Origin of the sequence: Novosphingobium flavum, assembly GCF_014230315.1 — a bacterium.
Lineage (GTDB): Bacteria > Pseudomonadota > Alphaproteobacteria > Sphingomonadales > Sphingomonadaceae > Novosphingobium > Novosphingobium flavum.
Genome location: NZ_JACLAW010000006.1, coordinates 239,136 through 259,336, shown reverse-complemented (window position 1 = coordinate 259,336; position 20,201 = coordinate 239,136). Strand labels below are relative to the sequence as shown.

The following is a 20,201-nucleotide window of genomic DNA, read 5'->3' as shown; positions in this document are numbered from 1 at the left end:
CCAACCTTACTCAATGACCGCGCCCCAGTTGCCCCAGACGTAGATGCAGACGAACAGGAACAGCCAGACGACGTCGACGAAGTGCCAGTACCACGCCGCCGCTTCGAAGCCGAAGTGCTGGCGAGGCGTGAAGTCGCCGTTGTACATGCGCTTCAGGCAGACGAGCAGGAAGATCGTGCCGACGATGACGTGGAAGCCGTGGAAGCCGGTCGCCATGTAGAAGGCCGAGCCATAGGTGTTCTTCCCGAAGGGGAACGGCGCATGGATATATTCGTAGGCCTGGATCGAGGTGAACAGCACGCCGAGGATGATGGTCAGCCACAGCCCCTTCTTGGCGCTATCACGGTCCCCGTGGATCAGGGCGTGGTGCGACCAGGTCAGCGTGGTGCCCGAGCAGAGCAGGATCAGCGTGTTGAGCAGCGGAAGATCCCAGGCATTGATCACCGCTTCGATCGCCTTGGGCGGCCACTGCCCGCCGACCACTTCGGCCGCGATCTTGCTGGGGAACAGCGAGAAATCGAAGAAGGCCCAGAACCAGCCGACGAAGAACATCACTTCCGAAGCGATGAACAGGATCATCCCGTAGCGCTGGTGCAGCTGCACCACCGGGGTGTGATCGCCGGCATGGGCTTCGTGGACGATCTTGGTAAACCACTGGAACATGCAGGCCAGCAGCAGGGCGAGGCCCAGCCAGGGCACGACGTGCCCGCCGGGCAGCTTGTGCATCATCAGAACCATGCCCGACGTGAAGGTCAGCGCGCCGATCGTGCTCAGCAGCGGGACGATATCGGGCGGAAGGATATGATAATCGTGGTTCTTGGTACCGGCCATGATCTGACAGTTCCCCGTTTCACGCCTGCCGCGCGGGGCAGGCGCCATAATCTGTTGTGGCCCCTTATCGCGCGTTTCCGGCGCGGTCCAGACCCTTCGATGCGACCTTCGCCTTCGCGGCGAGATCGGCGCTGGCGTCCTTGTCCTCGTGGAAGGTGTAGCTCAGCGTGATCTGGCGGATGTCCTTGCCGTCCTCGTCCTTGGTGATCGAGGGATCGACAAAGTAGATCACCGGCATGCGCACTTCCTGCCCCGGCTCGAGGGTCTGCTCGGTGAAGCAGAAGCACTGGACCTTGTTGAAGAACTTGCCCGCGTCGTCCGGCGAGACATTGTAGCTGGCGCGACCGACGATCGGCCGGTTGGAGAGGTTCTTCGCGGTGAAGATCGCGAGGTTACGCTCACCCAGCCGCACCGTCTGCGTCACTTGCTGGGGCTTGAACTCCCACGGCAGGTCGCGGTCGGTATTGCCGTCGAAGCGGATCGACATGGTCGCGGCGGCAACCTTGACGCTGGCAGCCTGGGCCGCGGAGACGCGCTGGGTCGTGCCCTGGAAACCGGTGACCTGGCAAAACAGGCGATAGAGCGGGACCGAGGCATAGCCGAGGCCGAGCATGGCGAGCGCGGCGAGCAGGGCGTAGAGCCCGACCCTACGGTTGCGCTGCGAAAGCTCGGCCGGGGCGGCGTGCATGGTCAGATCTTCATCTTGACGATGGTGATCGCGAAGAACAGCACGACGAAGAAGCCGAGGACCAGCGCCGTCGCCACGTTGCGCTGGCGGATCACCTGCTTGCGGCGTTCCATGTATTCGGGCGATTCGGGATCGGGGGTGTCGGTCATCGCGCTCACCCCTGCACCAGCAGCCAGCGATCGGCAACCAGCGCCGCGAACAGCGCGAAAAGATAGAGCACCGAATAGCCGAACAGCTGCTTTTCGGGCTTCATCGAATCGTCCTCGCCCGACCGGCGGCGCAGGCCGACCCGGACCGAGAGCGCGAGGAAGGCCGTGGACAGGACGGCGGCGGCCACCCCGTAGACCAGCCCGGCCCCGCCTAGGCTCTTGGCGATCAGGCACGGCACCAGGGTGAGCGGCAGCAGCAGGACGGCATAGATCATGATCTGGCGGCGCGTCACGGTCTCTCCGGCGACGACCGGGAGCATCGGGATGCCGACCTTGGCATAGTCCGACTGCACGAACAGGGCGAGCGCCCAGAAGTGCGGCGGGGTCCACATGAAGATGATCGCGAAGAGCACGACCGGCATCAGCGTGATGTGGCCGGTGGCCGCGACCCAGCCGATCAGCGGGGGGAAGGCCCCTGCCCCGCCGCCGATCACGATGTTCTGCGGCGTGCGCGGCTTGAGCCAGATCGTGTAGATCACGGCATAATAGACGATCGAGATGGCGAGGATTAACCCGGCAAGCCAGCCGACGGCCAGGCCCATGACCAGGACCGAGCCGGCCGAAAGGCCGACGCCGAAATCGCGGGCGCTGGTCCGGTCCATCCGTCCGGCCGGGAGCGGCCGGTTGCGGGTGCGGCGCATCCCGGCGTCGAGGTCGGCCTCCCACCACTGGTTGAGCGCGGCGGCACCGCCCGCGCCCAGCGCGATGCACAGGATCGTGGTGAAGCCGATCACCGGATGGATCGGCTCGGGCGCAGCCAGCAGTCCGCACAGGCCGGTGAAGATCACCAGGCTCATCACGCGCGGCTTGGTCAGCGCGAAGAAATCGCGCCATTCGGCGGGAAGCGGCAGGCCCTGGGCGGCCGGGGTGGGAGCGGACTGAGTCACGGCCCGGCCTATAGGCCGGTGCGGGGGAAGTTGGAAGGGCAAGGAAAAGGCCCCGGAGTTTCCCCCGGGGCCCTTCGTGATCAGGCCTTTCGGCCGGGATCAGTGGTGATGCGCATCCTCGATCACCGGGAGCGTTTCGAACTGGTGGAACGGCGGCGGGCTCGACAGGGTCCACTCGAGCGTGGTCGCGCCTTCGCCCCAGTAGTTGTCTTCGGCCTTCTTGCCGGCGATGAACGCGTAGGCGATGTTGATGAAGAAGATCAGCACCGAGACGGCCATGATCTTGTAGCCGTCGGTCGCGACATGGTTCCAGTGCTCGTAAGCGGCCGGATAGTCGGGATAGCGGCGCGGCATGCCCTGGGCCCCGAGGAAGTGCATCGGGAAGAAGATCAGGTTCACGCCGACGAAGAACACCCAGAAGTGGATGTGGGCCAGCAGTTCCGAGTACATCTTCCCGCTCATCTTCGGGAACCAGTAGTAGAAGCCCGCGAAGAGCGAGGTCACCGCGCCCAGCGACAGCACGTAGTGGAAGTGCGCCACGACGTAATAGGTGTCCTGGAGATTGTCGTCGATGCCGCCGTTGGAGAGGACGACACCGGTGACGCCGCCGACGGTGAAGAGGAAGATGAAGCCGATCGCCCAGACCATCGGGGCCTTGAACGACAGGCTGCCGCCCCACATCGTCGCGATCCACGAGAAGATCTTGATGCCGGTGGGGACCGCGATGACCATGGTCGCCGCGGTAAAGTACATCTTCGTGTTCACCGAAAGACCGGTGGTGTACATGTGGTGAGCCCAGACGATGAAGCCCACGACGCCGATCGCGACCATCGCATAGGCCATGCCGAGGTAGCCGAAGACCGGCTTCTTCGAGAAGGTCGAGATGATCTGGCTGATGATGCCGAAGCCCGGCAGGATCATGATGTACACTTCGGGGTGGCCGAAGAACCAGAACAGGTGCTGGTAAAGAACCGGATCACCGCCGCCCGAGGCGTCGAAGAAGGTCGTGCCGAAGTTGCGGTCGGTGATCAGCATGGTGATCGCGGCGGCCAGAACCGGCAGCGCGAGCAGAAGCAGGAAGGCGGTAACCAGCACCGACCACACGAACAGCGGCATCTTGTGCAGGGTCATGCCCGGCGCGCGCATGTTGAGGATGGTGGTGATGAAGTTGATCGCGCCCATGATCGAGCCCGCACCGGCGAGGTGGAGCGAGAAGATCGCGAAGTCGACCGCCGGGCCCGAGGAACCGTAGGTCGAGAGCGGGGCATAGGCGGTCCAGCCGATGCCGGCGCCAAGGCCGGTCGTATCACCCGGCACGAAGGCCGAGAACATCAGCGAGCAGAAACCGGCGACGGTCAGCCAGAACGAGATGTTGTTCATCCGCGGGAAGGCCATGTCCGGCGCACCGATCATGATGGGCACGAACCAGTTGCCGAAGCCGCCGATGATCGCCGGCATGACCATGAAGAACACCATGATCAGGCCGTGCGCGGTGATCAGCACGTTCCACAGGTGGAGCGCGGTGTTCATTTCGGCCGGCTTGCCGTCGAACCAGGTCGCCCACAGGGTGAGGTACTGGATGCCCGGCTGTTCGAGCTCGAGCCGCATCAGGCCCGAAACGGCGCCGCCGATGATCCCCGCGAAGATCGCGAAGATCAGGTAGAGCGTGCCGATGTCCTTGTGATTGGTCGACATGAACCAGCGGGCGAAGAAGGCCGGCTTGTGATCATGGTCGTGCGCATGGTCGTGCGCGTCGCCGTGCGCCTGGAAGGTCTCAGCGGTGGTAGCCATGGTGTGGTTGCCTCGTCTTTCTGAGCGAGATCAGGCGGCGGGCGCCGCGGATTCGGTGGCGGCGGCTTCAGCCGTGGCGGCCTCGGTCGCGGCAGCAGCCGGAGCGGCAGCGGCGGCCGGAGCGGCAGCGGGCTTGGGCTGGTGGTCGAGTTCACCGCCCTGGGCCAGGACCCAGGCGTTGAACTTGTCGCGCGGCAGGGCCTCGATCGCGATCGGCATGTAGCCGTGGCGGGCGCCGCACAGTTCCGAGCACTGGCCGTAGTAAACGCCCGGCTTTTCGATGAAGAGGACCTTCTCGTTGATCCGGCCGGGGACGGCGTCGAGCTTGAACCACAGCGAGGGCACGGCGAACGAGTGGATCACGTCGGCGCCGGTTGTCTGCAGGCGGATCGGTTCGCCGACCGGCAGGACCAGGCGGTTGTCGACCCCGAGCTTGGCGGGTTCGCCGCGCTTCACGGCCTCTTCATCGGGCAGCATGTTCGAGATCACCTCGAAGCCGCCGTTGTCCGGGTAGCCGTAGGTCCAGAACCACTGGTTGCCGGTGGCCTTGATGGTCAGGGCGTTTTCCGGGGCCGGCTTGTACTGCTTGGCAAGCAGGCTGATCGAGGGAATCGCGATGCCGACGAGGATGAGGACCGGGACGAGGGTCCAGATCACTTCGATCAGGGTGTTGTGGCTGGTGCGCGAGGCGACCGGATTCTTGGCCGTGCGGTAGCGATAGGCGACCCACATCAGGAGCCCGAGCACGAACAGGCTGATGATCGTGATGATCGGCATCAGGATCGCGTTGTGCATCCACAGCGCATAGTGGCCGTTGGGCGAGAACTGCTCCTGGAAGCCATAGGCGCCGTCGATCGGCTGACCGATGCCCGGAACCGGCTTCATCGGAACGTAGCTGCCGGCCTTGGCCGCAGCATTGCCGGCGGCTTCGGTGGCGGCGGCGGTTGCTTCCGCGGCAGCTTCCGCAGCTTGGGCAAATGCCGCCCGGGGCAGCGCCGTGAGGGAAAGTCCGAGGGCCATGACGACCGATCCCGCGCGGCGGGCCTTTTCGGCAAAAATCATCTGTCTTGCGCTTTCGCTTTTCCTATGGCGGCGAGAGACCCACGTTGGAAAACGGCCCCCTCTCGCCCCCGGGAGGCACAGTTTGGAGGGCCTATACGCGCGCTTGCGGGGCACCTCAAGCGCCTCTAGGGGGTTTTTTTGAGCAGGCGCAAAACGACGCGCCGCGACCTGTTGTAGAATCAGAAGGAGTCATCCGTCCCATGCAGGACGAAGAGGTTCTGGCCGAATTCCGCGCCAGCAAGGCATTGCTCGAGGGGCATTTCCTGCTTTCCTCGGGGCGGCACACCGCGCGCTATCTGCAGTGCGCCCGCGTGCTGATGAACCCTGACCGGGCCGGACGGCTCGCCGTGGCCCTGGCCGCGGCGCTGCCGCGCGACCTCAGGAAGCAGATCACCAAGGTGGTCTCGCCGGCCATGGGCGGGGTGATCATCGGCCACGAGATGGGCCGTGCCCTGGGGGTCGAGGCCCTGTTCGTCGAGCGCCCGACCGGGACCTTCGAGCTGCGCCGGGGGTTTGCCCTCGAGCCCGGCGACAAGGTGCTGATGGTCGAGGACGTGGTCACGACCGGCCTGTCGAGCCGCGAGGCGATCAAGGCGATCGAGGAGGCCGGGGCCGAGGTGATCGCGGCGGCCGCTCTGGTCGACCGCACCGGCGGAACGGTGGACCTTGGCGTTCCCTTCACCGCCCTGATCGCGCTCAACTTCCCGACCTATGCCCCGGACGAGGTTCCCGCCGAGCTGGCCGCAATCCCGGCGATCAAGCCGGGCAGCCGGGCCCAGCCCTGAGACTTTATATATAAGGAGTCGGCCGTGATGGCGGGCACGAAGCTCAGGTTGGGCGTGAACATCGACCACGTTGCCACAATCCGCAACGCGCGCGGCGGGCTCCACCCCGATCCGGTGCGGGCGGCGGAGATCGTGGCCGCGGTGGGCGGCGACGGGATCACCGCGCACCTGCGCGAGGATCGCCGCCATATCCGCGACGAGGACCTCGCGCGGATTCAGGCGGCGACCAACCTGCCGCTCAACCTCGAGATGGCGGCGACCGACGAGATGGTCGAGATCGCACTGCGCCATCGCCCTCACGCGGCCTGCATCGTGCCCGAGCGGCGGGAGGAGCGCACGACCGAGGGCGGGCTCGACGCGGCGGGGCAGCACAACCGGCTCGCCCCGATCGTGGCGCGGCTGGCGGACGCGGGGATTCGCGTCAGCCTGTTCATCGCGCCGGAAGCGCGGCAGATCGAGGCGGCGATGCAACTTGGCGCACCGGTGGTGGAACTGCACACCGGCGAATATGCCCATGCCTGCCAAGAACCAGGGGGGGGCGAGGCGGTCGCGGTGGAGCTCAAGCGCATCGCCGACATGGCCGCGCTGGCCGCCAAGAACGGGATCGAGCCGCATGCCGGGCATGGGCTGACCTATGACAATGTCCAGCCGATCGCGGCGATCCCGCAATTGGCCGAACTCAACATCGGCCATTACCTGATCGGCGAGGCGATCTTCACCGGGCTCGATGCGGCGGTTCGGCGGATGCGCGAGTTGATGGACGAGGCGCGGTGACAGTGTTTCTTTCCCGCCTCACGGCGGGGGCGGCACCGGCCCGCTCCCCCGGCCCAGCCACCCACAGGGTACACTCGATGGGTGGCTGGGCCGGGGGCGCGGGCCGGTGCCGGCGAGGTCATGCCGCCGGCATGACCGGACAACGCACGAGACTCCCATGATCATCGGCCTCGGCTCAGACCTGTGCAACATCGAGCGAATCCAGAATTCGCTCGACCGCTATGGCGAACGGTTCATCGCCCGCGTTTTCACCGAGACCGAGCGGGCCAAGGCCGAGCGGCGGCCGTTCACCCGCGCCGGGACCTATGCCAAGCGATTTGCCGCCAAGGAGGCTTTTTCCAAGGCGGTCGGGACCGGGTTCAAGTCCGGCGTGTTCATGAAGGACATCGGCGTGGTCAACGCGCCGTCGGGCGCGCCGACCCTGGCGCTGACCGGCGGAGCGGCGGCGCGCCTTGCCGCGATCACTCCAGCCGGGCATGACACCGTGATTCATCTGACGCTGACCGACGACCATCCCTGGGCCCAGGCCTTTGTCGTCATCGAAGCGCGCCCGCGCTGACTTTCCCCCATTTCGAAAAGCAGGAACAACGTGACCGGATCCACGGACAAGAAGGGCATCGACTGGCTGGCGGAACTGCGCGGCCTGGTGCTGATGCTGCTGGCGGTGGTCGCGTTCCACTCGCTGGTGGCCAAGCCGTTCTACATCCCCTCGATCTCGATGATGCCCAACCTGCTGGTTGGCGACCGGCTGGTGGTTTCCAAGTGGCCCTATGGCTGGAACTGGTCCTCGGCCTCGTTCCACGTGCTGCCGCGCGGGACCGGGCGGGTGATGGGCGCGACCCCCGAATATGGCGACATCGTAATCGTGGTGCCGCCCAACCGGACCGACGACCTGATCAAGCGCGTAGTCGCCCTGCCCGGCGACCGGATCGCGGTGGTGAACGGCCAGATCGTGCTCAACGGCAAGCCGGTGCCGCAGACCGTGGAGCCGCCAGTGCAGATCCCGTCGGACGATGCGCTCTCCTGCGACGGGGCGCCGTGCTACGACGCCTTCGCGGAATATCGCCAGCGCCTGCCCAACGGGCAGGAGGTCTATGAGCTGCCGACCTTCCGCGAGACCTTGCCCAATGGCGCGACCTACCAGATCATCGACCACATGAACCAGGATCTCGACAACGTGGACGAGATCACCGTGCCGGCGGGCCACGTCTTCCTGATGGGCGACAACCGCGACCATTCGGCCGACAGCCGCGCTCCGCTGTGGGAGAATGGTCTTGGCGGGCCGGTTCCGCTGTCCGACATCGGCGGGCGGGCCGAGTTCATCACCTTCTCGCTCAACGGCACCGAGACGCTGAACCCGCTGACCTGGTGGGGGGCCTTGCGTTCGGGCCGGGCATGGACCAGCCTGCGCCCGGCGGTGATCAAGCCGGCGCGCTGACAGGCTTCGCAGGGACAGGGAGACACCGGGATGGCTGGGGAGATTGACAGGGCGGCCGCGCCGCATGGCGAGACTCCGGCCTCGCCGATCACCAGCCGGGCCGGGCCGACCGACTTTGCCGGAGACGACATCAAGGGCGAGGCCAAGCGCGCGGCGGTGTGGATCGGCATGGCCGCGGCCGTGGTGGCGGCCGTGTTCATGGCCCAGCCGTTGCTGGTCATCTTCGCGGGCCTTGTCTTTGCCGCGATGATCGACGGGGGGGCGCGGCTGCTCGGCCGTGTCCTGCCGATCGGGCGCGGCTGGCGAATCCTGATTGTGGTGCTGGGCGGCTTTGCCTTCCTCGGCTGGACCGCGTGGTTCGCCGGGAGCACCGTGGCCAGCCAGGCAGCGCAGCTGCCCGCGACGGTTGAGACCCAGGCGCTGCGCGGGCTCGGCTGGCTCGAGGCCCACGGCATCAAGGTCGGCTCGGGCGATCTCAAGAGCTTCGTCCAGCAGGCGCTGGGCGGCGTGGCCCAGTTGACCCGGGTGGTGGGCGGCATCCTCGGCGGGGCGACCACCCTGTTCCTCGTGGTGGTGCTGGGGATCTATGTCGCCGCCGAGCCGCGGCTCTACCAGCGCGGGCTCGCCTGGATGCTGCCGATGGAGAGCCGCGCCCATTTCCACGGCACGGCGGCACTGATGGGCCGCTCGCTCAGGATGCTGATGTTCGGCCGCCTGATCGGCATGACGGTGGAAGGGATCGGCACCGGGCTGGCGCTGGCCATCTACGGTGTGCCGATGGCCGGGCTGCTCGGCCTGCTGACCGCCCTGCTGGCTTTCCTGCCCAATATCGGTGCGCCGATTTCGGGCCTGATCATGGTGCTCGTCGGCTTTTCCGGCGGGACCACCATGGGATTCTATTGCATCGCGGTCTACGTCATCGTCCAGACCGTGGACGGCAACCTGATCGTGCCGATGGTGGCCAAGAAGACGGTCGACCTCGCCCCGGCGCTGGTGCTCGGCGCGCAGCTGATCATGGGGGCCCTGTTCGGCATCCTCGGCCTGGCGCTGGCCGATCCGCTGGTGGCGATGATCAAGATCTGGCTCGAGCGGCATTCGGCGCGCCGGGCCGAGCGGGTCGGCGAAGCCGGAATTCCCTTTACCGGGGTTCAGGGGTGAGGCCTGAGTGGTTCGCAAGTTTCTCTATGTCATCGCGGGGCTGACGGTGGTGTTCTTCCTCGGACGCGTCGCGCTCAATTTCTGGAGCGGCGACCTTGCCCGCATGGCCCTCGTGCCCGATCACGGGATCGAGGCGGCGGCGCCATTGCCGGCCTCCGCCTGGGCCGATCCCCGGATGTGGCTCGCCCGGCCGGGCCTTGCCGCCGATCCGGCGCAGTTCCGCCCCGAAGGCATGGCGCCCGATCCGGCGCCGCTGCCGGCCGCCGTGTTCTTCGTTCACCCGACCTCCTATTTCGACCGCGCCCACTGGAACGCCCCGCTGGACGACCCGCACGCCGAGGTGATGAGCATCAACATGGTGCGCGGCATGGCCAGCGCCTTCAACGCCAGCCCCGACGTCTGGGTGCCGCGCTACCGCCAGGCGACCTTCGGCGCCTTCCTGACCGAGGGGGCGGCGCGCGATGCCGCGCTGGAACGGGCCTATGGCGACGTGCGCGCGGCCTTCGCCGCCTTCCTCGCCGCCGTGCCGGCGGACCGGCCGATCGTTCTGGCCGGGCATTCGCAAGGCGCGCTGCACCTCAAGCGGCTGCTGCGTGACGAGGTGGCCGGAAAGCCCCTCGCCCGCCGGATCGCCGCCGCCTACGTGATCGGCTGGCCGGTCTCGATCGAACATGACCTGCCGCAGGTGGGCCTGCCCGCCTGCCAGAATGCCGGACAGCCGGGCTGCGTGGTCTCGTGGCAGACCTATGCCGAGCCGGCCGACCCCGGCCTGACGCTGGAAGCCTATGCCCGCACCCCGGCGCTCGACGGGAAGCTGCCCGGCGCCTCGCCGTTCCTGTGCACCAACCCGCTGACCGGTGCGCCCCATTCGGCGGCGACCGGCGCGGCCAACCTTGGCACGCTGCTGCCCGACCCGAGCCTGACCGGCGCGCGCCTGCTGCCCGGCCTGGTGCCCGCGCGCTGCGGCGGCGACGGCTTCTTGCTGATCGGCCCTCCGCCCGCGATGGGGCCCTACGTGCTGCCCGGCAACAATTACCACATCTACGACATCCCGCTGTTCTGGGCCAACCTGCGCGCCGACGTGGCCGCGCGGGTGGCCGCGTGGAGGCCTGCCCCATGACCGCCGCCCCGCCCGCAGCCCCGCCCCCCGCCGAGGTCACCCAGAGCGCGCTGGCCTATCGCGATCTGCTGCCCGAGGGCGGCGCGCTGATCGGGCTCGACCTTGGCACCCAGACCATCGGCACGGCCTTCTGCGATGCCGGCTGGCGCTTCGCCTCGCCCGGCAAGACCCTGAAGCGCGGCAAGTTCGGCGCGGACCGCGAACTGCTGCTGGCGTTGGTGCGGGAGCGGCAAGTGAAAGGCTTCGTCATCGGCCTCCCGCTCAACATGGACGGCAGCGAAGGGCCGCGCAGCCAGTCCAGCCGCGCCTATGCCCGCAACCTCGCCGCGCTCGGCCTGCCCGTGCTGCTGTGGGACGAGCGCTGGTCCACGATGGGCGCCGAACGCGGGCTGATCGAACAGGACATGAGCCGTGCCAAGCGCGCCGAGCGGATCGATTCGGCGGCGGCGGCGGTGATCCTGCAGGGCGCGATCGACGCGCTGGCGGGATCGGCGTTCTAGGCCAGCTCCGCCCGGCGCGCGCGGGCTTCCATCGCCACCATCCGGAGGCCGGATCGCTCGGCCCGCGCCCACAGCGCATCGCGCGCGGCGTGATCCGGGGCCTGCCCGGCGAGGGCATCGAGCGCGGTGAGGCGCATCCGTTCACTCGGGTGACTGGCGGCGACGTGCTCGGCGAGGTCCAGCGCTTCGCAGGTTCCAAGCGCCACGGCGATCTTGAGGAAGGCTTCGGAGGGGCCGGAATCGACCCGGCCGGTGATCGTGCCCTTCTCCACGTCGAACGAATATTGGTCGAGCCAGTGCATCGCCGGCTCGGCGTGCATCACGTTGAGCGAGACCGACAGCGAATCGGCCGGCAGCTGGCGGTGCACGTCGCGGTGCGCGCGGTAGAGCATGACCTTGCCGGGTTCGAGGCGGCGGCGGCCGGTGTGGGTGAGATGGGCAAGTTCGCCGGTCCAGCCGGAGACCGCCTCGTAGTCGTACTCGTAATAGTCGCTCCAGTAACCCGGACCGAAGTAACCGTGGGTGAGGAAGCTGAAATTGTGATCGTGCGGCAGGCCATAGACGAACGAGGCGCTGCCGCTGGCCGCGACCATCGCATCGGCCATGGCGGGCCAAACGGCGGCGCGCAGGAACACGCCGTTTTTCGGCCGGGTGAGCTGGATCGCCTGGGGGCCGTACCCCTGAGCGGGCTCGTCACGGTGGCGGTGCTTGAGCGATTCGACGAGGATATCGCCCAGAAAATCGGGGTTGTTGCCGAGGCGGCGCAGCCACAGCGCGGTTTCGGCCAGGCTCTCCTCGCACGACGGGGCGAAGCCGGCGGCGTGGATGGCATCGGCGCATTCGCCGAGCGTGACGAGGGCTGTATCCGGACAGTCGATCAGACGGGGCATGGTTCGATCTCCGCGAGGATGGGGTGCGCCTCGATCAGCTGGGCGCGCAGGGCTCCGGCGGCATGGGCGAGCGGATCGCCGCTGGCCCACGCGAGGCGGACGACGGCGAGGAAACCGGCGCGGGTATCGAGCGCAAGGCACTTGCGCAGGGCCTGCCAGCGCAGCATGTCTCCCAGCGCCGGGTCCGCGGCGATCTCGGCGAGCAGCGGGGCGGCATCCACCCGGCCCATCCGGCCGAGCAGGGCAACGGCGATCTCGTGCCGGCTTTCGCGGGCGCAGGAGACGGACTGGTGCAGCGGCGCGCCGTCCGCCAGCGCGAATTCGCGCACCGGTTCGGGCCCCGGGCGGCGGCGTCGGAGGCGCAGCAGGAGCAGGGTGCCGTGCGCCGCATCGACCAGCAGTGCCTCGCGCGCCGCGTCGCGCCCAAGGGCGACGCCGGGTTCGAGCCGCAGCGGGTGGACCGCGATGCCGGGCGCGCCGTGGCGCTCGGCAAGGCGGCCCTGCCCGGTGCCGGCAATGACCACGTCCCATTCCTCGGCCTGGGCGAAGGCGGCGGATGCGGCACAAGGCTGAAGCGCGAGCCCAACCCCGTCCAGCGCGACAAGGCTGAGCGAGGCCTCGCCCTCCCGGGCGAGCATCACCGTGGCGGCGGCGCGGCTGTGCGAGTGGCGCAGCGGCACCTGCCCGAAGCGGGCGGCGGCCATGGCGGGCAGGAAGCTTGCCGCGAGCCCCTCGGCAAAACGGCGCGCCCGGTCCGATCCATCGAACAGGGCGGCCAGCGCGGGCAGTGCCGAGAGCGGCCTGCCCGCGGCAAAGGCCGCGAAAGCATCGAGCACGGCGGCGGCGGGCGGCGAGGCCCGCCACCGGTCCAGCGCGGCCTGATGCGCCGCCTGCTGCGCCTGCAGCCCGGCCGGATCGCTCAGGTCTGTGCGGATTTCCGGGTTGAACTGCATGTCGATCGCCCCCGCGGCCTGTGACGGTTGCCGGTCCGGTCAGTCGCCGAAGGTGTCGTAGAGGAAGGTGATGATGATGACGGTGCTGTCCCCCGAGACGAGCGCGGCCTTGTGAGCAAGGCTGCCGAACACGCCGGTCATCACATCAAGGTTGGGAAGGGCGGAAACGTCGATCTGCGGAAGGTTCATGTCTGGTCCCCAAAGTGGCCGAATGGCGCGGGACACGTTCGCCCCGCTGACCGGCTGGTCGCAAAACGGGGCGATCAACTGAAATTAAAACCCTTTAATCGCGCGGGCGCGGCAACATTTCACACGCCTTTTCAGGATGTTGGTGCGCGCAGAATTACCACGGTTCCGGACAGGTCCGCGCTTGCCCCCTGCCCCACGCCAAGCGGCACGTTCACCGCATCGGCGCGGGCGCGCAGGAGAATCGCCGGGGCAACACCCGGCTCGAAGGCAACGACGTCGGCCGTGCCGAGCAGGCGCGCGGCGCGCAGGGTGAGATCGTCGGGGTCCCCGCTGGCGAGGCGGATTTCGTGATGGGCTGCCGGCGCGGCAGCGGCCCCGGCCAGCCAGCCATCGACGCGGTCGGCGCTGGCTCCGTCGAGCGGATCGAGCAGGCCGCCCGGCGCAAGGGCGGCGTCGATCGCGCGGCGGCGGTCGGCCGCGGCGGGAAAGCGGGCGCGCAGCGCGGTGCGGGCCGCGCCGAGGCGTTCGGCGAGCAGGCCGAGGCTGGCGGGCAGCAGGCCCTCGAGCCGCAGGCGCAATTGCTTGGCAAGGCCGGCCGAGACCCCGCCGGTGCCGACCGCGACCAGCACGGGGCCGCGTTCGAGGAGGCTGGGCACGGTGAAATCGCACAGCGCCGGGCGATCGACCACGTTGACGAGGAGCCCGGCGCCGTGGGCGCGGATCGCGTCGGCCCGGGCCTCCTCCTCGCTCCCGTGCGCGATGAAGGCGAGACGGGCGCCACGATCGATCCCGGCCTGGAGATCGTCCACCACTTCGGCCCCGGCGCGCGTGACCAGCCGCCGCTTGGCCTCGGCCGCCTCGCCGCCGCCGAGCACGATCACGGGCTGGCCGGTCAGGCGGTGGTAGAGCGGAAGCGTGTCCATCGTCGCGGCTCCGGCGAGTGGCGCCCGGGCTGCTACAGGCTCAGCCCGGGCGGGTTGGTAATCGGGCCGGAAACTGGCGGAGAGTTTCCCCTCAGTCCAGCCAGTCCGGCACCTGTTCGGCGGCGAGGATCGTGGCGGGCTGGATGCGCTCGGCCACGATCGCCCACTTGTCGCCATCGACCATCACCTCAGGCACCAGCGCGCGGCTGTTGTAGGTGTTGGCCATGGTCGCGCCGTAGGCGCCGGCGGTGCGGAACACGGCAAGGTCGCCGGGGCCGACCGCGTCGATCGTGCGGCCCATGGCGAAAGTGTCGGACGTCTCGCAGATCGGGCCGACAATGTTGGCGACCATCGTGGCGCCATTGGGCTCGGCCGCGATGAAATCGTGCCAGGCATCGTAGAGCGCCGGGCGGGCCAGGTCGTTCATCGCCGCATCGACGATCACGAACGGCGCCGAGACGCCCGGCTTGACCCGCACCACCTGGGTGACCAGCACCCCGGCATTGCCGCTGATCACGCGGCCCGGCTCGAACATCAGGGTCACGTCCCAGTCCGCCGTGACGCGCGCGACCATGGCGCCATATTCAGCCGGGCTGGGGAAGACCTCACCCGCCTTGTAAGGCACGCCGACGCCGCCGCCGAGATCCATGTGGGTGATCGCATCGCCCTGCGCGCGGACCTCGCGCATCAGTTCGCCCATGCGCACGAAAGCCGCCTCAAGCGGATCGAGCTTCGCGAGCTGGCTGCCGATGTGGACGGCAAGGCCGCGCATCTCGATCCCCGGTAGGGCGGCGAGGCGGCCATAGATCCCGGCGGCGCGATCGAAGGGCACGCCGAACTTGTTCTCGGCCTTGCCGGTCGAGATCTTGCCGTGCGTTTCGGCATCGACATCGGGATTGACCCTGAGCGCGGCCCGCGCGGTGAACCCGTGGGCCGCCGCGATCTGGGCGAGCTCGACACCCTCTTCCTCGCTCTCGAGATTGAACTGGCCGATCCCCGCTTCCAGCCCGCGCAGCATTTCCGCCGCGGTCTTGCCAACACCGGAAAAGACGATGCCCTCTGGCGCGACGCCGGCGGCAAGCGCCCGCTCCATCTCGCCGCCCGAGACGACGTCCGCGCCCAGCCCCTCACGCGCAAGAACGCGCAGCACGGCGACATTGGGGTTGGACTTCACCGCGAAGGCGACGTGCTTCTTCGGCAGCGCCGCGAGCCCTTCGAGGAACACGCGGGCGTGGCGCGTCAGCGTGGCGCGCGAATAGATGTAGACCGGGGTGCCGACGGCCTGGGCAATGGCCGGAACCGGCACGTCTTCGGCGTGCAGCACGCCGTTCCTGAGTTCGAAATGATCCATGGTGTCCCTGTGTGGGGTCTAGCGGTTTCAGCCTTGCGGCGGCAGGTCGAAGGGATCGTCCTGCCGGTCTTCCGAACGGCTGCGCAATTCATCGGAGCGCTGCGGCATGTCCTGCGTGCGCGGGGCGAGAAGCTGGTTGGCGCCGGGGCGGTCGTCGCGGCCATAGGGCGCGGCCGGGAGCTGCTGCCCGGCGCGCGGTTTCAGCTCGGCCGACTGGCCGCAGCCCGCGAGCAGGGCGGCAAGGGCAAGCGGCACGGCCATGCGGTACATCGGCATAGAGTCCTTCCGGCGCCCGGTCACGCCAGGCCCAGCGCCCGGCGCGCTTCGGCCACGCGCTCAGATACCTGTTCCGGCGCGGTTCCGCCATAGGAGGCGCGCGCCGCCACCGAAGCCTCGACCGAGAGCGCAGCATAGACCCGCTCGTCGATCCGGGGATCGATCGCCGTGAGATCATCCAGCGCGAGCTGATCGAGCGCGACGCCGCGGCTTTCGGCCAGCTTCACCGCCGAGCCGGTGATGTGGTGCGCCTCGCGGAAGGGGATATTGGCCTGGCGCACCAGCCAGTCGGCCAGATCGGTCGCCGTGGCATAGCCGAGTTCGGCGGCGGCGCGCATCCGGTCGGTGCGGAAGGTGGTCTGCTCGACCATCCCGGTCATCGCAGCAAGGCACAGCGTGAGCAGGCCCGCCGCCTCGAACACCGGCGGCTTGTCGTCCTGCATGTCCTTCGAATAGGCCAGCGGCAGGCCCTTCATCGTGATCATCAGGCTGGTGAGGCAGCCCACGATCCGGCCCGAGTGGCCGCGCACCAGCTCGGCCGCGTCGGGGTTCTTCTTCTGCGGCATGATCGAGCTGCCGGTCGACAGCGCGTCAGGCAGGCGGACGAAGCCGAACGGCTGGCTCGCCCAGATAATGAACTCCTCGGCGAGGCGCGAGAGGTGCAGCGCGCACTGGCTGGCCGCCATCAGGTAATCGAGCGCGAAATCGCGGTCCGACACCGAATCGAGGCTGTTGGCGGTCGGCCCGTCGAAGCCGAGCGCGCGCGCGGTCATGTGCCGGTCGATCGGGAAGCCGGTGCCGGCCAGCGCCGCCGCGCCGAGCGGCGAACGGTTCATCCGCGCGCGGGCATCGGCGAAACGCGAACGGTCTCGGCCCGCCATCTCGTAATAGGCCATCAGGTGGTGACCAAGGGTGACGGGCTGCGCGGTCTGCAGATGGGTGAAGCCGGGCATGATCGAGGCGGTGTGCTCGTCCGCGCGGATGACCAGCGCCTTCTGCAAGGCTTCGAGGCCGGCATCGGCCTGGTCCATCGCGTCGCGCACCCAGAGGCGGAAGTCGGTCGCCACCTGGTCGTTGCGGCTGCGCGCGGTGTGGAGGCGCCCAGCGGCCGGGCCGACCAGTTCGGCAAGGCGGCTTTCCGTTGTCATGTGGATGTCCTCGAGATCCCAGTTCTCGGGAACTCCGGAGACCTCGTATTCGGCGGCAACCTGGTCCAAGCCGCCGGAAATCGTGGCCGCATCCTCGGCCGAGACGATGCCCTGCGCGCCGAGCATGGCGACATGGGCCTTGGAGGCGGCGATGTCCTGCCGCCACAGTGCCTTGTCGAAGGGGATCGAGGCATTTATCTCGCGCATGATCGCCGAGGGCCCCTCGGCAAACCTGCCACCCCACATCTGGTTGGAGCCCGTCTTGCTGTTGTCCCGCTCGCTCAAGCCTGCTGTCCTTGGTCTCGCCGCGCTTTCCGCGCTGAATCTCGCGGGGTGCGATAGGCAAAGTGGCGACGGCGCGCAACCGGCGGCGCAGGCCAGCGGTACGACGCAAGCGGCCGATGCCGCCCCCACCAAGGGCGCGGACCGCAGCCACAAGGGCGCGGCGCTGCCCGACTTCACCTTCGCCGACCCCAAGGGGGGCAAGCTCGCCCTCGCCTCGCTGGGGAGCAAGCCACTGCTGATCAACCTGTGGGCGACCTGGTGCGCGCCGTGCATCAAGGAGCTGCCGACGCTCGACGCCCTGGCCAAGGCGGGCAAAGTGCGGGTGCTGACCGTTTCGCAGGATTCGGCCGAGCCGGCCAAGGTCGGCCAGTTCCTGACCGACAAGGGGCTGGCCAAGCTCGAACCGTGGCTCGACCCGGAAAACCAGCTGGCCTTTCACTACATGACCGGAACCCTGCCGACGACCGTGCTCTATGACAGCCACGGCCGAGAAGTGTGGCGTTTCGTCGGCGAAAACGACTGGGCCAGCGCCGAAGCCAGCGCGCTGATCGCCGAGGCGAAATAATTTCGGCGCGAGGTGTGTTGACAGGCTGATCCCCCTCGCATAGAGGCGCGCTCCTACCCGGTGCAGAGCAACTGAGCGCTGCACACCGTGCCCAGATGGCGGAATTGGTAGACGCACCAGCTTCAGGTGCTGGCGCTCGCAAGGGCGTGGAGGTTCGAGTCCTCTTCTGGGCACCACTTTTCGTCTCTGGATACGTCCAGAGGCGTCCAGCAAGCGGCTGGTTTTACAGCATTTTTCAACGGAAAATCGCCCGACAACCGTCCGGGCTGATCCACCGGAATCCAGCAAAAGACCATCACTTTGTTGGTGTTTTTGTTGGTCCTGTATCGGCCCGGCCAAGCTGGGACGAACACGATGCTGACGCATATCCAGGTCTCCTCCGCCAAGCCGGCGGCCAAGGCATACAACCTCTCCGACTCTCAAGGCTTGCACCTCGCGGTCCGACCCAATGGCTCGAAGCTTTGGCGAATGAACTTCCGCTATCTCGGTAAGCAGAAGACGCTGCATATCGGCCCTTGGCCGGATATCAGCCTGGCCGAAGCCCGCGCCCGCCGCGACGATGCACGAAAGGCGCTCGCCGCCGGCATCGACCCTGTCCTGGAAAAGAAGCGGGCAAAGGTCACGGCAAAGTTCGCCGCGGCCACCTCGTTCAAGGAAGTTGCGCAGGAATGGATCGCCAAGTGCGAGCGCGAGGGGCGAGCCGCAGTTACGCTCGAGAAGGTCCGTTGGCTCCTGAACATGGCTTATCCGTTGATCGGTTCGCATCCGATTGATGGCATCACCCCGCATGAGGCACTCGCCGTCCTGCGCAAGGTGGAAACAAACGGTCGCTATGAGAGCGCTCGCCGCATGCGGAGCGTGCTGAGCCGCGTCTTTCGCTACGGAATTGCGACGGCACGCTGCGACCGCGATGTGGCCGCCGACCTGCGCGGTGCGCTGACAACGCCCAAGGCTGTACATCACGCAGCGATCATCGATCCCCATGAGGTCGGCATCCTCCTGAAGACCATGGACGGCTATACCGGACAGGCGGTGACGCGAATGGCCTTGCGACTGTCTCCACATCTGTTCGTACGACCCGGTGAACTTCGGCAGGCCGAATGGGCCGAGATCGATGTCGAAAAGGCGATCTGGTCGATTCCTGTCGAGAAAATGAAGATGCGACGACCGCACCGGGTACCGCTGTCCCGACAGGTACTGGCAATGATCGAGGAACTGCGCGAAATCACCGGCCACCGCCAACATCTGTTCCCGTGCATGGGAAGTCCGAGGCGGCCCATGTCCGAGAACGGCGTCAACCAGGCACTCCGGCGACTAGGATATGAAAGTGGGGAAATGACCGCCCATGGCTTCCGGGCGATGGCGGCAACGTTGCTCAACGAAATGGGCCAGTGGAATCCGGACGCGATCGAGCGGCAACTTGCCCATCAGGATACCTCGGCGGTGCGTCGTGCCTATGCGCGCGGCGAGTATTGGGACGAGCGTGTCGCCATGATGCAGCACTGGTCGGACTACCTGGACGGCCTGCGTGATACTGCAGAGGCGCCAAGAGCTCCCAAAACCGCTTCCGGCAATTCAAAGGTGAGGAAACCAAAGGCCGGGCGTCCGCGCGGCCGCCCCAGACGGTAAGCCGCTTATTCCCTACAGGGCATAATACCACCTTTATGCCCTGTAGGGGCATGGCCTTTCCCTCAGCCGCCCATCAGCACGCTTCTGCGTCGCCTGCTGCTTTATGAAAATGCCGATTAGTCCGCCAAAGCCGGACTTAAAGGCGACTTCTCGAAGTGCTGCTGCCCGTCGATGCAATGCTGCGAGCCGAGTTAACGCTCAATCTGCGTAAGGCCTTTCAAGCTCCGGTAATTAACCAGCGTCGCGCGCCCCACCTTGACCGCTTCAAGATCGCCGGACTGGATCAACTCGTAGATGCGAGAACGGCTAAGTCCGGTTATCCGGACCGCAGTGGAGATGCGCACCGTGAGCGGCTCGATCTTCTGCTCCCACGCCCGCTCGATCATTCCTGCCACCGCAGTGTCGGTGACATCCAATCAAGCACAAACCAAATACCTGCGAGAAGGTTCGCCGGCATGGCAATGATCTGGCCAATCGGAAACGGCGTTGGTGTCATTGGGCCTCCGGCATATATGCGACTCAGTCGCTCTCGGGCGGGCCAAGACTGACAAAGGCGCGACGGATATGTCAGATTGTTTCTGGGGACGTATCAGTCGTCTCTGGGGAAACGAGGCTCCGGCTCAGAAGCGTCTAATTCCAGAACGATCGCGGAGGATTGAACCGAAGGCGGCGATGGGCTCTGCCCATCGCCGCCCCTTCGCGAAAGAGGACTCGAATGCGGGTTGGCCTGATGCCCGATAGCTCCATCT

At 67.4% G+C, this 20,201-nt stretch carries 23 protein-coding genes and 1 tRNA gene; 10 read left to right on the top strand and 14 right to left on the bottom strand.

The features are described from left to right. Positions 1-6: 6 nt before the first annotated feature. The 6 genes from H7F51_RS09705 to coxB all read right to left on the bottom strand — a co-directional run bounded on the left by H7F51_RS09705 (position 7) and on the right by coxB (position 5,468). Positions 7-831 carry a cytochrome c oxidase subunit 3 gene (locus tag H7F51_RS09705; protein ID WP_185664046.1) on the bottom strand — a complete coding sequence of 275 codons (825 nt, stop codon included), beginning with the start codon at positions 829-831 and terminating at the stop codon, positions 7-9. Between the two features lie 64 nt (positions 832-895). Beyond that, positions 896-1,519, bottom strand: coding sequence for a cytochrome c oxidase assembly protein (locus tag H7F51_RS09700; protein ID WP_185664045.1), 624 nt, complete (start codon positions 1,517-1,519; stop codon positions 896-898). Between the two features lie 2 nt (positions 1,520-1,521). Then, complete coding sequence (locus tag H7F51_RS09695; RefSeq protein ID WP_185664044.1) at positions 1,522-1,668, bottom strand: CoxF protein; 147 nt, start codon at positions 1,666-1,668, stop codon at positions 1,522-1,524. A gap of 5 nt (positions 1,669-1,673) precedes the next feature. Then, positions 1,674-2,615: a heme o synthase gene (locus H7F51_RS09690; RefSeq protein WP_185664043.1), complete on the bottom strand. Its 942-nt coding sequence runs from the start codon at positions 2,613-2,615 to the stop codon at positions 1,674-1,676. A 99-nt stretch (positions 2,616-2,714) separates the two neighbouring features. Further along, entirely contained in the window at positions 2,715-4,406 is a 1,692-nt protein-coding gene (ctaD, locus tag H7F51_RS09685) for a cytochrome c oxidase subunit I (RefSeq protein WP_185664042.1), read from the bottom strand. 30 nt (positions 4,407-4,436) lie between these two features. Then, positions 4,437-5,468: a cytochrome c oxidase subunit II gene (gene coxB / locus H7F51_RS09680; protein WP_185664041.1), complete on the bottom strand. Its 1,032-nt coding sequence runs from the start codon at positions 5,466-5,468 to the stop codon at positions 4,437-4,439. A 200-nt stretch (positions 5,469-5,668) separates the two neighbouring features. Between coxB and pyrE the strand changes: the two genes are divergently transcribed. From pyrE to ruvX, 7 genes are all read left to right on the top strand, one after another. Further along, entirely contained in the window at positions 5,669-6,253 is a 585-nt protein-coding gene (pyrE, locus tag H7F51_RS09675; protein WP_185664040.1) for an orotate phosphoribosyltransferase, read from the top strand. Between the two features lie 27 nt (positions 6,254-6,280). Further along, complete coding sequence (locus H7F51_RS09670) at positions 6,281-7,027, top strand: pyridoxine 5'-phosphate synthase (protein WP_185664039.1); 747 nt, start codon at positions 6,281-6,283, stop codon at positions 7,025-7,027. Between the two features lie 157 nt (positions 7,028-7,184). Next, on the top strand, positions 7,185-7,586 hold the full coding sequence (acpS, locus tag H7F51_RS09665) for a holo-ACP synthase (protein ID WP_185664038.1): 402 nt from the start codon (positions 7,185-7,187) through the stop codon (positions 7,584-7,586). A gap of 30 nt (positions 7,587-7,616) precedes the next feature. Then, positions 7,617-8,465 (top strand): signal peptidase I, encoded by an 849-nt coding sequence (gene lepB, locus H7F51_RS09660; RefSeq protein ID WP_343061259.1) that lies wholly within the window; start codon positions 7,617-7,619, stop codon positions 8,463-8,465. 30 nt (positions 8,466-8,495) lie between these two features. Further along, complete coding sequence (locus tag H7F51_RS09655; RefSeq protein WP_185664037.1) at positions 8,496-9,623, top strand: AI-2E family transporter; 1,128 nt, start codon at positions 8,496-8,498, stop codon at positions 9,621-9,623. Positions 9,624-9,630: 7 nt separating this feature from the next. Continuing rightward, a complete protein-coding gene (locus tag H7F51_RS09650) occupies positions 9,631-10,743 on the top strand; it encodes a DUF3089 domain-containing protein (RefSeq protein ID WP_185664036.1) in 1,113 nt (370 codons plus the stop codon). Continuing rightward, entirely contained in the window at positions 10,740-11,243 is a 504-nt protein-coding gene (gene ruvX / locus H7F51_RS09645; protein ID WP_185664035.1) for a Holliday junction resolvase RuvX, read from the top strand. The genes H7F51_RS09650 and ruvX overlap by 4 nt, the downstream gene beginning before the upstream one ends. Here the strand turns inward: ruvX and H7F51_RS09640 are convergent. The 7 genes from H7F51_RS09640 to argH all read right to left on the bottom strand — a co-directional run bounded on the left by H7F51_RS09640 (position 11,240) and on the right by argH (position 17,219). After that, positions 11,240-12,133, bottom strand: a complete 894-nt coding sequence (locus tag H7F51_RS09640; RefSeq protein WP_185664034.1) for a transposase — start codon at positions 12,131-12,133, stop codon at positions 11,240-11,242. The two genes, ruvX and H7F51_RS09640, sit on opposite strands and share 4 nt — an antisense overlap. Beyond that, positions 12,121-13,086, bottom strand: coding sequence for a hypothetical protein (locus H7F51_RS09635; protein WP_185664033.1), 966 nt, complete (start codon positions 13,084-13,086; stop codon positions 12,121-12,123). Before H7F51_RS09635 ends, H7F51_RS09640 begins: the two co-directional genes overlap by 13 nt. A gap of 39 nt (positions 13,087-13,125) precedes the next feature. After that, a complete protein-coding gene (locus H7F51_RS09630; protein ID WP_185664032.1) occupies positions 13,126-13,275 on the bottom strand; it encodes a hypothetical protein in 150 nt (49 codons plus the stop codon). 131 nt (positions 13,276-13,406) lie between these two features. Continuing rightward, positions 13,407-14,198, bottom strand: a complete 792-nt coding sequence (locus tag H7F51_RS09625; protein WP_185664031.1) for a precorrin-2 dehydrogenase/sirohydrochlorin ferrochelatase family protein — start codon at positions 14,196-14,198, stop codon at positions 13,407-13,409. A 91-nt stretch (positions 14,199-14,289) separates the two neighbouring features. Next, the gene (lysA, locus tag H7F51_RS09620) at positions 14,290-15,549 is read right to left on the bottom strand and encodes a diaminopimelate decarboxylase (protein WP_185664030.1); all 1,260 of its coding nucleotides are present in this window, start codon (positions 15,547-15,549) and stop codon (positions 14,290-14,292) included. A 27-nt stretch (positions 15,550-15,576) separates the two neighbouring features. After that, the gene (locus tag H7F51_RS09615) at positions 15,577-15,825 is read right to left on the bottom strand and encodes a hypothetical protein (RefSeq protein ID WP_425491018.1); all 249 of its coding nucleotides are present in this window, start codon (positions 15,823-15,825) and stop codon (positions 15,577-15,579) included. Between the two features lie 20 nt (positions 15,826-15,845). Then, complete coding sequence (gene argH / locus H7F51_RS09610; protein ID WP_185664029.1) at positions 15,846-17,219, bottom strand: argininosuccinate lyase; 1,374 nt, start codon at positions 17,217-17,219, stop codon at positions 15,846-15,848. A 16-nt stretch (positions 17,220-17,235) separates the two neighbouring features. Here argH and H7F51_RS09605 point away from each other — a divergent pair, with 16 nt between their 5' ends. From H7F51_RS09605 to H7F51_RS09595, 3 genes are all read left to right on the top strand, one after another. Further along, positions 17,236-17,823 carry a TlpA family protein disulfide reductase gene (locus H7F51_RS09605; RefSeq protein WP_246448063.1) on the top strand — a complete coding sequence of 196 codons (588 nt, stop codon included), beginning with the start codon at positions 17,236-17,238 and terminating at the stop codon, positions 17,821-17,823. 89 nt (positions 17,824-17,912) lie between these two features. Then, a tRNA-Leu gene (locus tag H7F51_RS09600) sits at positions 17,913-17,999 on the top strand. Between the two features lie 178 nt (positions 18,000-18,177). Then, positions 18,178-19,452, top strand: coding sequence for a tyrosine-type recombinase/integrase (locus tag H7F51_RS09595; protein ID WP_185664027.1), 1,275 nt, complete (start codon positions 18,178-18,180; stop codon positions 19,450-19,452). Positions 19,453-19,643: 191 nt separating this feature from the next. Here H7F51_RS09595 and H7F51_RS09590 read toward each other — a convergent pair whose 3' ends face one another. Next, positions 19,644-19,868, bottom strand: coding sequence for a helix-turn-helix domain-containing protein (locus H7F51_RS09590; protein ID WP_425491017.1), 225 nt, complete (start codon positions 19,866-19,868; stop codon positions 19,644-19,646). Positions 19,869-20,201: the final 333 nt, after the last annotated feature.

Coding starts and splice junctions, on each gene's coding strand:
- H7F51_RS09705 (WP_185664046.1), bottom strand. CDS start 831: ATGGCCGGTACCAAGAACCACGATTATCATATCCTTCCGCCCGATATC.
- H7F51_RS09700 (WP_185664045.1), bottom strand. CDS start 1,519: ATGCACGCCGCCCCGGCCGAGCTTTCGCAGCGCAACCGTAGGGTCGGG.
- H7F51_RS09695 (WP_185664044.1), bottom strand. CDS start 1,668: ATGACCGACACCCCCGATCCCGAATCGCCCGAATACATGGAACGCCGC.
- ctaD (WP_185664042.1), bottom strand. CDS start 4,406: ATGGCTACCACCGCTGAGACCTTCCAGGCGCACGGCGACGCGCACGAC.
- coxB (WP_185664041.1), bottom strand. CDS start 5,468: ATGATTTTTGCCGAAAAGGCCCGCCGCGCGGGATCGGTCGTCATGGCC.
- pyrE (WP_185664040.1), top strand. CDS start 5,669: ATGCAGGACGAAGAGGTTCTGGCCGAATTCCGCGCCAGCAAGGCATTG.
- H7F51_RS09670 (WP_185664039.1), top strand. CDS start 6,281: ATGGCGGGCACGAAGCTCAGGTTGGGCGTGAACATCGACCACGTTGCC.
- acpS (WP_185664038.1), top strand. CDS start 7,185: ATGATCATCGGCCTCGGCTCAGACCTGTGCAACATCGAGCGAATCCAG.
- H7F51_RS09655 (WP_185664037.1), top strand. CDS start 8,496: ATGGCTGGGGAGATTGACAGGGCGGCCGCGCCGCATGGCGAGACTCCG.
- ruvX (WP_185664035.1), top strand. CDS start 10,740: ATGACCGCCGCCCCGCCCGCAGCCCCGCCCCCCGCCGAGGTCACCCAG.
- H7F51_RS09640 (WP_185664034.1), bottom strand. CDS start 12,133: ATGCCCCGTCTGATCGACTGTCCGGATACAGCCCTCGTCACGCTCGGC.
- H7F51_RS09635 (WP_185664033.1), bottom strand. CDS start 13,086: ATGCAGTTCAACCCGGAAATCCGCACAGACCTGAGCGATCCGGCCGGG.
- H7F51_RS09630 (WP_185664032.1), bottom strand. CDS start 13,275: ATGAACCTTCCGCAGATCGACGTTTCCGCCCTTCCCAACCTTGATGTG.
- H7F51_RS09625 (WP_185664031.1), bottom strand. CDS start 14,198: ATGGACACGCTTCCGCTCTACCACCGCCTGACCGGCCAGCCCGTGATC.
- lysA (WP_185664030.1), bottom strand. CDS start 15,549: ATGGATCATTTCGAACTCAGGAACGGCGTGCTGCACGCCGAAGACGTG.
- H7F51_RS09615 (WP_425491018.1), bottom strand. CDS start 15,825: ATGCCGATGTACCGCATGGCCGTGCCGCTTGCCCTTGCCGCCCTGCTC.
- argH (WP_185664029.1), bottom strand. CDS start 17,219: ATGTGGGGTGGCAGGTTTGCCGAGGGGCCCTCGGCGATCATGCGCGAG.
- H7F51_RS09595 (WP_185664027.1), top strand. CDS start 18,178: ATGCTGACGCATATCCAGGTCTCCTCCGCCAAGCCGGCGGCCAAGGCA.